General features: G+C 64.0%; 17 protein-coding genes and 1 pseudogene. 8 read left to right on the top strand and 10 right to left on the bottom strand.

Going from position 1 to position 14,091, the window contains the following annotated elements; all coding sequences use genetic code 11:
- Positions 1-352 precede the first annotated feature (352 nt).
- A complete protein-coding gene (locus ABOD76_RS02005) occupies positions 353-1,420 on the bottom strand; it encodes a phosphotransferase enzyme family protein (RefSeq protein WP_350241635.1) in 1,068 nt (355 codons plus the stop codon).
- A 387-nt stretch (positions 1,421-1,807) separates the two neighbouring features.
- Between ABOD76_RS02005 and ABOD76_RS02000 the strand changes: the two genes are divergently transcribed.
- On the top strand, positions 1,808-2,059 hold the full coding sequence (locus ABOD76_RS02000; protein WP_350241633.1) for an AbrB/MazE/SpoVT family DNA-binding domain-containing protein: 252 nt from the start codon (positions 1,808-1,810) through the stop codon (positions 2,057-2,059).
- A complete protein-coding gene (locus tag ABOD76_RS01995; RefSeq protein ID WP_350241631.1) occupies positions 2,056-2,448 on the top strand; it encodes a type II toxin-antitoxin system VapC family toxin in 393 nt (130 codons plus the stop codon). The genes ABOD76_RS02000 and ABOD76_RS01995 overlap by 4 nt, the downstream gene beginning before the upstream one ends.
- A 239-nt stretch (positions 2,449-2,687) precedes the next feature.
- Here ABOD76_RS01995 and ABOD76_RS01990 read toward each other — a convergent pair whose 3' ends face one another.
- Positions 2,688-3,095, bottom strand: coding sequence for a VOC family protein (locus ABOD76_RS01990; protein ID WP_350241629.1), 408 nt, complete (start codon positions 3,093-3,095; stop codon positions 2,688-2,690).
- A 514-nt stretch (positions 3,096-3,609) separates the two neighbouring features.
- Here ABOD76_RS01990 and ABOD76_RS01985 point away from each other — a divergent pair.
- The 5 genes and pseudogenes from ABOD76_RS01985 to ABOD76_RS01965 all read left to right on the top strand — a co-directional run.
- Positions 3,610-3,828: pseudogene (locus tag ABOD76_RS01985) on the top strand (transposase); the annotation flags it as partial.
- A 27-nt stretch (positions 3,829-3,855) separates the two neighbouring features.
- Positions 3,856-4,476, top strand: a complete 621-nt coding sequence (locus tag ABOD76_RS01980) for a DUF6088 family protein (RefSeq protein ID WP_350241744.1) — start codon at positions 3,856-3,858, stop codon at positions 4,474-4,476.
- Positions 4,477-4,741: 265 nt separating this feature from the next.
- Entirely contained in the window at positions 4,742-5,179 is a 438-nt protein-coding gene (locus ABOD76_RS01975) for a DUF3224 domain-containing protein (protein ID WP_350241626.1), read from the top strand.
- Positions 5,180-5,354: 175 nt separating this feature from the next.
- A complete protein-coding gene (locus tag ABOD76_RS01970) occupies positions 5,355-5,465 on the top strand; it encodes a hypothetical protein (RefSeq protein WP_350241742.1) in 111 nt (36 codons plus the stop codon).
- Entirely contained in the window at positions 5,462-5,890 is a 429-nt protein-coding gene (locus tag ABOD76_RS01965; protein ID WP_350241624.1) for a hypothetical protein, read from the top strand. Before ABOD76_RS01970 ends, ABOD76_RS01965 begins: the two co-directional genes overlap by 4 nt.
- 166 nt (positions 5,891-6,056) lie before the next feature.
- Here the strand turns inward: ABOD76_RS01965 and ABOD76_RS01960 are convergent, their stop codons facing one another.
- From ABOD76_RS01960 to fdhF, 8 genes are all read right to left on the bottom strand, one after another.
- A complete protein-coding gene (locus tag ABOD76_RS01960) occupies positions 6,057-6,422 on the bottom strand; it encodes a hypothetical protein (protein ID WP_350241622.1) in 366 nt (121 codons plus the stop codon).
- Between the two features lie 143 nt (positions 6,423-6,565).
- The gene (locus tag ABOD76_RS01955; RefSeq protein WP_350241620.1) at positions 6,566-6,697 is read right to left on the bottom strand and encodes a hypothetical protein; all 132 of its coding nucleotides are present in this window, start codon (positions 6,695-6,697) and stop codon (positions 6,566-6,568) included.
- 305 nt (positions 6,698-7,002) lie between these two features.
- On the bottom strand, positions 7,003-7,602 hold the full coding sequence (locus ABOD76_RS01950; protein WP_350241618.1) for a hypothetical protein: 600 nt from the start codon (positions 7,600-7,602) through the stop codon (positions 7,003-7,005).
- A gap of 129 nt (positions 7,603-7,731) precedes the next feature.
- A complete protein-coding gene (locus tag ABOD76_RS01945; protein WP_350241616.1) occupies positions 7,732-8,289 on the bottom strand; it encodes a GNAT family N-acetyltransferase in 558 nt (185 codons plus the stop codon).
- Between the two features lie 235 nt (positions 8,290-8,524).
- A complete protein-coding gene (locus ABOD76_RS01940; RefSeq protein ID WP_350241614.1) occupies positions 8,525-9,049 on the bottom strand; it encodes an SRPBCC domain-containing protein in 525 nt (174 codons plus the stop codon).
- Between the two features lie 10 nt (positions 9,050-9,059).
- The gene (locus ABOD76_RS01935; RefSeq protein ID WP_350241612.1) at positions 9,060-9,407 is read right to left on the bottom strand and encodes an ArsR/SmtB family transcription factor; all 348 of its coding nucleotides are present in this window, start codon (positions 9,405-9,407) and stop codon (positions 9,060-9,062) included.
- Positions 9,408-9,811: 404 nt separating this feature from the next.
- Positions 9,812-10,303, bottom strand: a complete 492-nt coding sequence (locus ABOD76_RS01930) for a DUF1641 domain-containing protein (RefSeq protein WP_350241611.1) — start codon at positions 10,301-10,303, stop codon at positions 9,812-9,814.
- Positions 10,303-13,299: a formate dehydrogenase subunit alpha gene (gene fdhF, locus ABOD76_RS01925; protein ID WP_350241609.1), complete on the bottom strand. Its 2,997-nt coding sequence runs from the start codon at positions 13,297-13,299 to the stop codon at positions 10,303-10,305. The genes ABOD76_RS01930 and fdhF overlap by 1 nt, the downstream gene beginning before the upstream one ends.
- Positions 13,300-13,474: 175 nt before the next feature.
- Between fdhF and ABOD76_RS01920 the strand changes: the two genes are divergently transcribed.
- A complete protein-coding gene (locus ABOD76_RS01920) occupies positions 13,475-13,783 on the top strand; it encodes a hypothetical protein (protein WP_350241608.1) in 309 nt (102 codons plus the stop codon).
- Positions 13,784-14,091 lie beyond the last annotated feature (308 nt).

The following is a 14,091-nucleotide window of genomic DNA, read 5'->3' as shown; positions in this document are numbered from 1 at the left end:
GGTCACGATCGACGGTCCGCAACGTCGATGCTCCACAGGACCAGGATTCCTATCCCACCGTTCTTCTGACTCAGCCCACGCGCGGTCCTTTCGGGGGAGAGTCTGGAGCTGTGAAACGGGGCCAGTCCACTCCATCCTCATGCAGGGATCTCCGCGCCAGGCGCACCACCCCGGACCTCTGGCCTGTCCGGAGTGGCGCACGGCGAGGGCGTCGTGCGGGCCCGCGCCGGCGCAACGCCACCGTGCGGCTCTTCGCCCTTCCGGTTCCCCGGGAACCGCGTGGCCAGACGGAAGCTGGGCGCGCTCCCTGGAGCACACGAACCGGCCTGTCCCGATCCGGTGCGGCTAGGAGCTATGAAAGGAAAGGCGCCTCTGAACCCAGAAGACGCCGAATGGCCTCGAACCGCCACGCCGTGTGGCGGCCAACGTCGAATTCGGCCCCCCGGCCGACCAGGCCCGCTCCCCACAAGCACTGCGCGGCGTGACGGGCGGCCATCAGGACCTGCAGGACGGCCTTGTCGAGTGCGCCGTCCGGCAACGCCCGAATCGAAGCGTACCCGGAGAACACCGCCTGCTTCCACGCCGCGAAGTCCGGCTGGTCGGCCAGATTGCCGAGCAACGGGCACAGGTCATAGACGAACCAGCCGAGCCCGCAGTCATCAAAGTCGAGGACCGTCACCTCGTCATCGGCAAACAATAGATTCCCGAGGATGAAGTCGGCGTGGATCACCCCAAACGTGTCCGGACGACGCGGTAAGGTCCGCAGGACTTCGCGGGTCCGCTGTTCCACGAAGTTCAGCACTGCCCGCTGCTCAGGCAGGAACACCCGTGACAGGTCGCCCGGTTCATACGGCGAGGCCGCCGTGAACAGGGTGTCGGCGTTCCACACCGGCCACCGCGGCTCGGCTGGGTAGGTCTCGCTGAACTGGTGAATGCGCGCGAGGGCCGCTCCGGCTCGACGCGCGTCGTCCAGCGTCAGGCCGGACCCGGGCCGGCGCACCTCGCCTGGACACCACGAAGAAAGGTCAGCATGGACCGGGCCAGTTCCCTGAACGATCGTCTTGACTGTGTACCCGCCGTGCGCCTGCATCATCGGCGTGGGCATGCGCACCGCAGCCCTTCGGCTCAGGGCGGCCTGGAATCGTAATTCGGCTTCGGTGACCTCCCTCGGCCGCACTCCCGGGCGGTGAAGGCGCAGCACCAGCGGCCCGTTCGGCGCGCCCACTCGAAACACGACATTGTTGCCCTGTCCAAGCAGGTGGAGGTCCGTGGTGTCCTGATCCAGGTCACGCAACAGTCGGAACGCGGCAGCACGCCAGAGGGCAAGGTCCTTCACGCGGTCAGTGTGATGGATGGCCTGCCGCTCCGCATCGGCCAACTGGCGAAGCGCGCGGCCGGTTGCACCGTGGGCCACAGTCACCAGGCGGGAGTATGCCGGCCAGGACGTCCCGGAGGGGCGGAATTGAGGATCGTGGACGCACCGTGATTCCTGGTGCGACCGCCGCGCTTCAGGCGATCGTCGCGGCAGCAGGCGTCCCTCCACAGGAGCGCACGACATCGGGGTTCACTCTGGGGCCTGTTTCCTGAATGCTTCAGTTCCTGTGGAGGCGGCGTTCGTGATCTGCCTTAGCGTGTTCAGGGTGAGCTTTGAATGGCCAGTGGTGGATCCATGCAACGCTCCCGCGTGAAGGGCCATTCCAGAGGCTCCCCAATCGGTATTCACACTAACAGTGATTAGCAAGAATCTAGGGTGGGTGGCCATCCTACCAGAGGGCTCCTGTCAAACCTGACGTACACTGTCAACACCATGGCTCATCAACAGTTTTCCATCACCGTCAAAGAACACGGCCGGTTAAATCTGCCCAAAGATTTGCGGCAAGCGCTAGGGATCGAAGAAGGAGAACGCTTGATTTTCCGCATCAACGATGATGGAAGTGCGGAAGTCGTCACGCCTCACGCGTTGGCGCGCCGTGGACGCGGGCTGTTCGCTCATCTCAAGCAGGTGAACAACGAAACCGACAGCTTTATCGACGACCGCCGACAGGAAGCTGACCAGTGACCGTCCTGGACGCCTCCGCGCTTCTCGCCTACGTGTACGGCGAAGCCGGTGCGGAACAGGTCGAAGAGGCCCTGTCGACTGCGCCTACCATCCACGCGGTAAACCTGGCAGAAGTGCTGTCCCGCCTCGCAGAACGTGGCAGCGCCCCAGAAGACTCGATGCGCGCCCTGACGGACGCCGGGGTGATGAAACTGCTGCAGGTGGACCCCGGGACCGTGGACGACGCCCTGAATGCCGCCCGCTTCCACCCTGTCACCAGACATGCAGGTCTTTCGCTCGGTGACCGGTACTGCCTCGCGCTCGCCGCGCGCCTGGACGTCCCCGTCCTGACGGCTGACCGTGCGTGGGCTGACCTGAATGTCGGCGTCACGGTCGAACTGATCCGCTGATTCGTTGGAGATTCCGGTGGCTGGTTGACAGGACCACCAGGCACCGGTCCGGCACGCCTTGTCCGTGCCATTCACACTACGGCTCGTGACCGCGAACAGCGGATGTCAGGATGGGGGGCGATCAGGGGCTGAGATCATTGAATTTCACGTTGTAGCCGAGGTTGTTGAGGGTTACCGTCAAGCGCAACCTCAGGTAGGTGTTCACCTGCCCCCATCTGAGCCCAGCACTCGGTCCAACGCTATGGTGTTCCAGCCGAAGCGTGGTCAACGCGCGAGTCATACATGAGCTCCAGTCGATTGCCGTCGGGGTCGAGGAACGCCGTGATCACGCCGTACGGCATCTCGCGGCATCGCTCCTGGATGACGACGCCGTGTGCCTCCAGGTGTTTGGTCATGGTTGCGAGGGCCGCGGGCGAGGCCGCAGCAAACTGGAGCAGCAACGGATTCTCGGCGCGCGTCTTCTCCCGGGCCACGCGGGTGCCGCCCGGCTCCAACCCCAGGCTGACGCCCGCGGTGCTGAGCTTACAGAACTCAGGGTCGCGCCGCTCGATCGGCAGGCCCAGCACGCCGTGATAGAACGCAATCGAGTGCTCCAGGTTCGAACAGAACAGGCAGATGTACGCGATGCGCGAAACGTTGATCATCATGAAGCACACTCCTTATCGCGTGATGCGCTACGCATTGCGGGCACCCCATAAGGTGCGAAAAAACAGGAACAAACTATTGATTGATCACAATTAAGTGTACGAGCTGCGGGTTGTGTGCACCGTCGTTCGTGCGCCTGGAAGCATGTTCACGCCCCGTTACTTCGAGGCGGCTCGGCGGCTCAGTTGCTCCCGAGTTGGGTGCGCAGCGTGTGCAGGGAGGAGATGACGTGCGGAGTGAGGTCACCGCTGCCCCAGGCAGTGGCAGTGAAGCCAGATCAGGACAGCACATGTGCACCGTCCCAATCGCGTGTTCTGCCCTCCAAGTTAACCCTGTTCGCGTTTAGTGGTCTGCTTCACATGCTCCTCGACTATTTTCCTTAAAGCAGCATAGCTATTTTGGTGTTTCCGACTGGCTTTTGATCAACACGATCAGAATCTATATCTAAGGGTGCATCTGATTCGGCCCACGAGGGTCTGTGCGGCTGAACTCGTGAGGCAGCTATAGGCTCGAGGGTTGTGGTGCCGCACAGACCTCACAGACGCGCAGTGACACGCCCTCCAGCCTCACCTCCCCAGCAACCCGAAGCGTGGCCATCCCTCTGCGGATCACCGTCGCGTTTTTAACGGCATCCTCTGGCGGATCAAGCTTGGGGCGCCCTGGCGTGACCTCCCAGAACGTTCTGGCCCCTGGCGCACCTGCCATGACCGCCTCGCCCGCTGGGAACGCAATGGGACGGCACCGTTCCTTAGAGTGGGAGCCATGGCGGGCACGGCCACCACCTCCAGCATTCATGCCCAGGTCCGGCGCGCGGTGCAGGCCATGCCCGCAGGAGTTCCCTTCTGCTTCGCTGATTTGGAAGTAGCGCTGCCAACCGCCCACCGCAAGGTCCTGCAGCAGGCCCTGTCTCGCCTGGTCAAAGCCGGCGAGGTGTCGCGCATCATGCGCGGCATCTACATGGTGCCCAAACCGACCCTGTTCGGCCCGTCGGTTCCCCCGGTCTGGCGTGTAGTGGAAGCGTACGCCCGGCAGCACCGCCTGCCGGTCGGGGTGCATGGCGCGATCGTGGTGAACGAACTGGGGCTCTCCACGCAGGTGCCGTCCATCTACCTGTACAACGCCCCGATTCACGCGCGCCGTCCCCTGAACCTGCCGGTCAGCCGAGTGGTCCTGACCCCCGCGCCGCGGTACGTGATCCAGGCCATTGGCACATCCGCCGAGCAACTCCTGGCGGGCCTCGAGTTCCTGGGACCGGGGCAGCCCGAGCTGTGCGCGCGGCTCATCGAGCGCTGCGGCGAGGCGGCCCGCGAAACCGCCTGTCGCCTGGGGGCGCTGCCCCGCTGGATGGAACAGGCACTCACCAGAAAGCGGGGAGCGCCGTAGTCGCGCCGGCTCGGCTGTGCTGGCCTCTCTGACACCAGCAATGAACGCACCATGGGTCCGATGGGCTCATGCCTACACGGTCGCAGGGGACCAGGACAACCACATCCGCCTGGTGACGAGGCAGGTCATCAACCAGACGTCGAAGCTGGCCACCATCTTGGCTGTGTTGCTTGCTTGCCCCGAGCACGGTCGCGGCACTCTATCGCCGACCTCGCGGCTTCTCATCGCTAAAGATGTGCAGGCCCAGGATGTTCTCTGACCCAGTATGGTGAACAGGGTTGGACAGGAGATCAACACGATGATGCATGCAACCGGAACGTTCGAAGTGACGCTTACCCCACAGCCCACCACGGAGATCGAGCAGGAGAAGGTCGGCAGGCTCCTGCTGGAGAAGACGTTTCATGGCGATCTGGACGGCAGCAGCGTCGGCTACATGCTCTCCATCGGCACCGAGACCCCAGGTTCAGCAGGGTACGTCGCGATGGAATCCGTCCAAGGGACGTTGCAGGGCCGGACAGGAAGCTTCGCGCTCCAACACACGGGGACGATGAACAGAGGAACGCCTCAGCTGAGCGTGACGGTTGTTCCGGATTCCGGCACGGACCAACTCGTCGGGTTGGTTGGGACACTGACCATTGATCGGAGCGAAGGCAAGCATACGTACGTGTTCTCCTACGACTTAACTCCGAACACAGCCGACTAGGGTCTGTAGGCCAAGTGTGAAAGGCCGCGTTGGGGCGGTATCATTCCCTGCTGTGGCACGAAGAAATCAGCGATGAGCAGTGGACACGTCTGTTGCCCCTCTTGCTGCTTCTGATGGGTCGAGAACGGCCCTATCTCGCACATTGGCCCATCACATCATCAGTGGCATCATCTGGATGCTCCGCACGGGCGCACCCAGGCACGACGTTCCAGAACGATTTGGCAACTGGACGACGCTCACCAGTCGCCTCCGTCACTGGACCGCAAGAGGGATGAGGCTTGAATGATCAACATCATAGATGAGCAGGAATTTCAGTATTGGTTATTTCGAATGGATGATGTTCTCGATGATTTTGCAGATTTTATAAAAAAGTGCTCCAATATTATTTTGGACTACAGCGCTGATTCCGTTAGTGAATTGGAAAGCTGGCTGATGAAAAGGTACTCTTCACACAACGAAGCCATTAAATTTGATCAGAGGATTATCATCGACGCGGCCAGCCGCTACTTGGGAGAATATGCTCGTAAGAAAACGACTCTCAAGTGGAGTGTTGATTTTGCTAATCCTGACGCGGCTCATTTCGCAGTTCCATTATTGAATTCAGCTCATCCTTACGTGCCTCAGTTTTATGTTTCTGCGGCGTGCGATAGAAGAACAGGCCACTTTTTACTGACGACTCTAAACAATTTGATAAAGAATTATAGTGTATAAATAGTTTTATTTCGCCTATCGGCCTTCGTTATAATTCGCAAACCATCCCCCTCTAACTAAAATCTACAAGGAGAACTTTCAGCTTTACGGCCGGAGGTTTTCCGTCACCCTTTCTCCGCAGGATAACAACAGCGGTAGAAGCTCGGCCGTGTTGGCCAAGAAAACCTTACTCCTGAACCTCTTGGAACGGTGAAGTCCGTTGCTGCTCTGTATTTTCAGCGAGATGAAGGAGTTGTGTCACCTTGCCGTAAGCAACGACCCTGGCGCCCTCGACCAGAACAAACGTCGTCCCTACGTCCAACCGCCCGACCTGAAGGAGAGGGTATTGGAAGGAGAGGTACACCGTATGCGTTTCTCCTGGCCAAACCCATGCCGTGTCTTTGAAATGCTGCCATACATGCCAAGTTTCGTTCTGGTAATGGAGGTGTGACCATGCTCCACTCTGGATCCCTGACTTGCGGCCACGGTCAGGGGAAAGGTATGAAATTTCCGCCGCCACATCAGGCTGTTCCTTGCCCCTGTTCTCCTGCATTGGCCCATCGTAAGGCCTTGGCCTACACGCCCTAGCACGGCTGTTCTCTCTTCAGGCGATTTCGCAGTCTCCACCCTGCAACAGCCCCAGGCAGCAGTCCTGGGGCTGTTGCGATGGAACAGGTGCCATGGTCAGGTTGCCACTCAATCGGAGGTGAGGCCCTGCATCACGGACTCGGCTGTGGAGACGCGGTACCCGGCCTCCTGAAGCTCCAGCTTCAGAATCCGAAGGATGTCCGGATCATCTTTAATCAGCAGCACGCGGGCAGCGGTCATCGTGGCTTCCCTTCTCCCATGCGACGGAGGCGATGCTCAAACGCTGGTCAACAACCGGCTCTGCGCCTACTGTGGTGGGCGCATCACCGTGATGATTTTGACCACATCCTCGTTCTGATGCGTTCAGGCCGTTCAGGCGTTGGTGGACGGACGGTACATGGGCATCACCGGCGGGTGACCCGCTACGCTCCTCAAACAGCCGAGTGGAAACCAGGCGCAGCGGCTCCAGGGGGCTCAGTTCGTGCTTCGTGCGGGTCCGGAGTGACGGTATAGGCCGCAGAGCCGCGCATCCGGTGGCGCAGACGCTACTGTCGGCTGCGTTCCAAGAAAATCACCTGCACCAGGGCCAGGGCCAGCAATTCATCACTCAGCTCGGGGGGGCTGGCTTCCAGGCGTTCAAGCGTAAAGTGCCGCGCCACAAACGAGCGCTGTTTCAGGATCATGGCGAAGACCCGGCCCTTCGCGTCCTGCACGGTGTAACGCGGATTGATGAACATCGCAACCAGCGGGCCGACCAGCGGCACTTCATCCAGCAGGGCGTCAATCACCTTGGTCCAGGGATTTTGTTCCTGGACGTGCGCGAGGATGGTCCCTGCGGCGTCCGTGACGTCATAGCGTGCCCGCCAGATCGAGCGCAGTCCCGCGGCCCGGATTGATCCCAGCGCCTGCCCGTCGGCGAGGCGGGTGACCGCGTGCACAGCCCGAAATCCCGTGATGCGGTCGGCCTTCATGCGGTAGAGCGGCCGGGTCTTCTCGGCGTCCGCGAACACCGTGGTGTCCTCTTTCAAAGTCAGCAGTTTCTGCTTGACCTGGAGCAGCACCTGATCGTGCGTGTCCCGCACCTGCACTTCAGGGCTGAGGGTCACGATGCGGAAGGTTGCCTTCAGCGGAAAGGAAAATGCCATCCGTTCAGTGTGGCAGAGCACCGGAGAACGGGAGACGATGTTGTTGCCTCCCGGTGAGGACAGGGCGCACGGGTGTGCTGTTGACCCTCGCCTGTGGGTGCTCTCACCAGCCGGGTCCATCGTGGAGGTTCACACCAGGGTGGACGCTTCAGCGTCCGTTCGGGGGCGGAAGAGGACCGTCCAGCGAGGCTCTTCCTGCGGCACGCTGAACCGAGGCCGATATCCCAGGGCCGCCGCCAGGCGCAGCGACGGCGCGTTCTGCGGGTCAATGATGCAGAAACTCTCGGCTGCACGCTGCTCCTGATCATGCCAGTTCAGAACGGCGGTCATGGCCTCGCGGGCATAGCCAAGGCCATGCGCCCAGGGCATCAGGACCCACCCCGCTTCGGGGAGCGGATCCAGATCCGGATGCCCTTCGAGGAGCGTGCGCTTGAATCGGGCCAGCCCCACCTCCCCGACGAAGCGTCCACTCGCCTGTTCAAAGGCGAGCCAGTATCCGTAGCCGAGGAGGTCCCAGTGCCCGACGTGGCGCAGCAGCCGGCTCCAGATGTCCTGACGGGCGAGTGGTTGGCCGGTCGTGTACTGGATCACCGCTGGGTTTTGCCATAACTCGACACACGCATCGAGATCCTCGGGCAGGTGGCCCCGCAACATCAAGCGGTCCGTCATCAGGCGTGGGGCAGACATGGTGTGATGGTGCCACACCGATGAGACGACAAGACAGCGGGCGGCCTTGGGTTCTGGTGGGCTGGACCTGTGGCGGCGGTTTCGCGGAGGCCGGTCCTGCCTTCGAGAAGCAACGGCACCTGCAGGGCCTGCGCCTCGACAGCGGACGCTGGTCGCTTCCAGGCTGCGCTGGGCGTCTGCTGGCGGGTCAGGCGAAGCGGCGTGGCTGTCACCACGCCGCTTCGCTGTCGTGTGGTCAGGCCTGTGGGGCGGTGAGGTACTCGGCGAGGCGGTCCCAGGTTTCGCTGATGCCCTGCAGCATGCCCATTTCCAGCACGGTGTTCAGCGCGGCCTCGCTGGCGTAGCTCGCCCGGGTGACGACCCGCGTCCCGCCCGCCACGTCCTCGAAGGTGAGGGTGGAGCGGGTGGCGGGCATCTCCGCGTTGATGTTCTGGTCCGCGTCGGAGAAGTAGTCGGTGTACACGATGCTGTTCGGGGCGTCGATCGTCTCGTAGACCGCCAGCCCCCACGACTCCATGCCGAAGAAGCTGCCCTGGTCGGGGTCAATGCACCGCATGCAGTAATGCCAGCGTCCGCCCTCGCGGAAATCGACGTCACACACCGGCAGCGTCCACCCGCGGGGCCCCCACCACTGGCGGAGGTGCTCAGCGCGGGTGAACGCCTCGAACACCAGGGCGCGGGGGGCGTGGAAGACCCGCTCGAGGATCAGGTCGGTGCCGGCTTCGACGCGGGAGGTGATGCTGGAGGTGCTGGTGGTCATGGTGAACTCCTTAGGGGTCTTCCGGTTCTGCGGGTGGGGTGTGGCCGGTCTGCTGGAGCTGTTGCAGGTAGGTGTCGAGGCGGTCGAAGCGGTCCTCCCAGAGGCGGCGGTACGGGGTGAGCCAGCTGTCGAGCTGCTGGAACGGTTCGGGACGCAGGTGGCACAGGCGGCGGTTGGCGATGGCTTCGACCCGGATGATGCCGGCGTCGCTGAGGACCCGGAGGTGTCGGCTGGCCTGGGGTTGCAGGAGCCCGAGCCGGGACGCGATCTCACCGACGGTGAGCGGTTGCTGGATGAGCAGCTCGACGATGTGCATGCGGTGCGGTTCAGCCAGCGCACTGAGGGTGTCGGGGTTCACGCAGCGCAGACCTCCTTTCTCGAAGCGGATTTGGTACATCGAATATACACCTTTGCGAATATTCCTGTCAATGCATATAGGGAGGGTCACGTCATAGCGATGTCTCGCTCTCGGGGTCTTCGCCTCTCGTTCGTGACCATTTCTTTCCGGCTCCGGTACGCCGCCAAATTGGAGGAGCTGGACCCGCTGCGGCTGGGAGGCCCTGCCATGCCACCGGAGGGAGCATGACGAGGAAAGTGAGATGTTCGTCTCAAGCGTGCGCGAGCGGCGGACGTCCGCACGGAAGTCACGCCCTCTGCTTCGCCTGAACACACAGGACCGGCCCTACTTGTTCAGGCCGGTCAGGTATGGCGCGCAGTCGTGGTCAGCGGCCCATCATCACATGCACGCCGGGCCAATGAACTTCATACGTGCGGGACGCCCGGCGTGCTCTGCCCCTCGCGCAGGCCCTGACCGAACCCGCGCAGCACCCCCAGGAAGGCGCCCAGGGCGAGCCCCACGTCCGGGTCGCGCGCCAGGGACAGCAGTTCGCCCAGCCCGGCCCGTTCGCCGGCCTCGACGCGGCGGGCACCTTCTCGCACGCCGCGGGCCAGCGCGCCCGTCACGACGCTCAGTGCCTCCGGCTCGATGCCGCCCAGGGCGCGAACCAGTTCCAGCAGGTTCCGGAGGGCGCGCACGCTGGCCGGTTCGTTCAGGATGTCGAGCGCGTGGGCGGCGAGGCCTTCGCCGCCCTGCACGACGCGCACCAGCGTGTGGAGGACGCGGTGCTCGTGCAGGACCCGCAGCAGCTCAAGTGCCTCGAGCAGTGCGTCGGCACTGTCGGCCGTGCCGGCCGAGACGCGCTCGCTCGGGGTGGGCAGCAGGGTCCGCGGGTCGAATTCGATTGGTCTGGCCATCAGTCGTCTCCTCCAGTGGTCTCGGGCGAGACCTCATGCGCGATGCGCGCCCGGTCCGGCAGGGTCCCGGGGAAGCGGTAGTCCGCGCGCTTCCACTTCCGTTCGACCTCGACGCCCGGCTGAGGGGTGGGGTGACCGTAGCGGTGGTTGGTGCGCGGCAGCGGGTGCTCACCCAGCTCCGGGAGGACCTCCATCCGCACGGCGGTGTCCTTGTACGCGGGCGTGTGCGTGCTGTGGTCGGTGTGGCTGCCGGTGAGCCGGTTCACCGCCTGCTGCGCGTCCTGGGTGTTCATGGGCATGTACAGCTGCTTGCCCTGCACGCGGCTGGTTACCAGCACCTTGAGCTTCACCGCGCCGTGCCGCGAGACCAGGCGCACGTACCGGCCGTCCTCGAGCCCCCGCTCCCGCGCCAGGTCCGGCGACACCTCGACGAAGGTGCCGGGCACCTTGCTGGTCACGCCGGGCGACCGGAAGGTCATGTTCCCCTCGTGGAAGTGTTCGAGCATGCGGCCGTTGTTGAAGTGCAGGTCGAACTCCGCCTCCGGAACTTCCACCGGCGGAATGAACTGCGCCGGGTACAGGCGCGCCTTGCGGTCCGGGAACGGGAAGCCGTCCGTGAACAGCAGCGGGGTGTCGCTGCCGTCCGGCAGCACCGGCCACTGCAGCGACCGGAAGCCCTCCAGCCGCTCGTAGGTCACCCCCGAGTACAGCGGCACCAGCGAGGCGATTTCCCGCATGATCTCCCCCGGGTGCGTGTACTGCCAGTTCGCGCCCAGCCGGTTGGCGATCAGCTGAATGATCTCCCAGTCGGGTTTGCTCTGCCCGAGCGGCTCCAGGGCGCGGTGGAGGCGTTGGATGCGGCGTTCGGTGTTGGTGAAGGTGCCGTCCTTCTCGAGGCTGGGGCTGGCGGGCAGCACCACGTCCGCGAACTGCGCGGTGCGGGAGAAGAAGATGTCCTGCACCACGAAGAAGTCGAGCTTCTCGAACGCCTCCTCGACGTAGTTCACGTTCGAGTCGACGATGCCCATCTCCTCGCCTTTGAGGTACATCACGCGCAGCGTGCCGTCGTGGATGGCGTGCACCATCTCGTGGTTGTCCAGGCCCTTGCTGGCCGGCAGGTCCGTGCCCCACGCGGCGGCGAACCGGGCGCGCACCTCGGGGTCGTCCACCTTCTGGTACCCGGCGACGAAGTTCGGCATGGCGCCCATGTCGCTGGCGCCCTGAACGTTGTTGTGCCCGCGCAGCGGGTAGGACCCGGCGCCGGGCCGCATGTAGTTGCCGGTGACGAGCAGCAGGTTGCTGATGGCCGTGCTGGTTTCGCTGCCGCCGCACTGCTGCGTGACGCCCATCGCCCACATCACGCACACCCCGTCCGCGCGGACGATCTCCTGCGCCACCTGCTGCAGGGTGTCCTGGGCAATGCCGGTCAGCTCCTCCGCGCGCGCCAGGGTGTACTCGGCGATGCTGGCGCGGTACTCGTCGAGGCCGTTTACCCACTGGTCCAGGAACGCCTGGTCCTGCAGGTTGTGGTCAAGGATGTACTTGGTGACGGCGCTGAGCCACACGAAGTCGGTGCCGGGGTGCGGGCGGATGAACAGGTCGGCCCGCTGCGCCATCTCGTGCTCGCGCAGGTCCGCGACGATCAGGCGCTGGCCGCGCAGCTTGTGGGCGCGCTTCACGCGGGTGGCGAGTACCGGGTGGGACTCGGCGGTGTTGGTGCCGATGCCGATCACCAGCCCCGCCTGCTCCAGGTCGTGGATGCTGCCGCTGTCCCCGCCGTACCCCACCGTCCGCCACAGGCCCATCGTGGCGGGCGACTGACAGTAGCGGGAGCAGTTGTCCATGTTGTTGGTGCCGATCACCGCCCGCGCGAGTTTCTGCATCAGGAACGCTTCCTCGTTGGTGCACTTCGAGGACGCGATGAACGCCAGGGCGTCCGGGCCGTGCTCGGCGCGGACTTCCGTGAACTTGCGGGCGATCAGGCTGAGGGCCTCCTCCCAGCTCGCCTCCCGGAAGCCGTTCCCGTCCCGGATCAGCGGGGTGGTGAGGCGCTCCTGGCTGTTGATGTGATCCCAGGAGAACTTCCCTTTGATGCAGGTGGACACGCCGTTGGCCGGGCCGTGCGTCGGCTCGATCTTGAGGATGTGGCGCTCCTTGGTCCACACCTCGAAGCTGCACCCCACCCCGCAGTACGTGCAGACCGTCTTGGTGCGCTGGATGCTCTGCGCCCGCATCGCCGCTTCCGTGTCGGACAGCTGGAGGATCGGGCCGTAGCCGATGCTGGGCTCGGCCGCCTTGACCAGGTCCACCGCCGAGTGAAACACCGGCAGCGGCAGGGCCGTCATCAGGCCCGCCTCGCCCAGCATGCTCTTCTCCATCAGCGCGTTGCACGGGCAGACCGAGACGCAGTGCCCGCAGCTCACGCAGCTGCTCTCGTTGATCGGCTGGCCCCCGTCCCACAGCACCCGCGGGTGCGGGTCCTCCCAGTTGATGCTGAGCGTCTCGTTGACCTGCAGGTTCTGGCAGGCCTCCACACAGCGGCCGCACAGGATGCACTGGTCCGGGTCGTAGCGGTAGAACGGGTTCGACTCGTCCTTCGCGTAGGGTTTTGGGTGGTACGGCGTTGCCTGATGCTCCACTTTCAGCAGCGCCGTGGTGTTGTGCACCACGCAGTTGCCGTTGTTGTTGTCGCACACCGTGCAGTACAGCAGGTGGTTGCCCAGGATCTTGTCGAACGCCGCGGCGCGCGACTCCCGTCCAGCCTGGGTGTCGGTGCTGACGGTCATGCCGGTCATGACGGGTGTGCCGCAGGCCCGCACGAGGGCCCCGTCCACCTCCACGAGGCAGGTGTCACACGTCTGAATCGGGCCGAGCTGCGGGTGATAGCACACCTGTGGAAGCTCCACGCCAGCGCGGTTGATCACATTGATGAGCGGTTCGCCGCTCGTGGCCGGCTGCAGGACGCCGTTCACGCGGACCTCGATGTCTGTGGTCATTCAGGGTGCCTCCCGGGGATTCACCTCATCCTGGCCGCCCTGCGCCCCAGGCGAAAGCCCGGGCGGTTTCCCGAACGCACAGCGTCCCTTCATGGAGGGCTGAATCAGCAGGCCGGCTGACAGTGCCGAGCCGCCCGCGCCGCCACCGTGAAGCTCAGATCCAAGGAGGGACGGCATGACCCACGATGCGAACGACCCGGCGAACACCGCAGCTCAGGGCGGCCCACTCAAGCAGCCGGAACCGCCGTCCCAGGAGGCGCTGACCCAGCACGCCAACGAGGGGGACGGCCCGTTCGGCGCCGACATGCAGCACCTGCTGGGCGGGACCCGCCACGACGCCGACACGGCCCACGACGGCTCGCCCTACAGCACCGGCACCCAGGCGACGTCCGGTGAGAGCGTCACGCCCCAGGACCCGCGCAGTACCATTAACGGCCATGCGGGACAAGAGCAGGCGAGCAGCGACCAGGACCCGTCGCCCTAAACGCTGGAGCTCTGAATTGACAAAGGCAGACATGCAAGGACGACCGTATGTTCTGAGGCGTGCAGAAGGTTGTCATGGCTGTCTGGCACCTTAGGAATCAGGGGCAGGATCCACCTTGGTTGTCTGCACAGCTGTTTCGGCTGGACCAGTGTCAGCAAGCGTTGCGCCTCGTGGTATGATTCAAAGTCTCCTTTGCCATTAGGCTACTAAGCCGGTCTGTGAAGCGGGTGCCTCACCAGTCCAAGAGCGTCGATCACCAGGACTCCGTTCATTCCTCTGTATGTGAGTGGTGTTCTTTCTCGGTGGGT

The sequence above is a fragment of the Deinococcus sonorensis KR-87 genome (genome assembly GCF_040256395.1).
Classification (GTDB): Bacteria; Deinococcota; Deinococci; order Deinococcales; family Deinococcaceae; genus Deinococcus; species Deinococcus sonorensis.
This window is presented reverse-complemented; position numbering and strand designations above follow the sequence as displayed.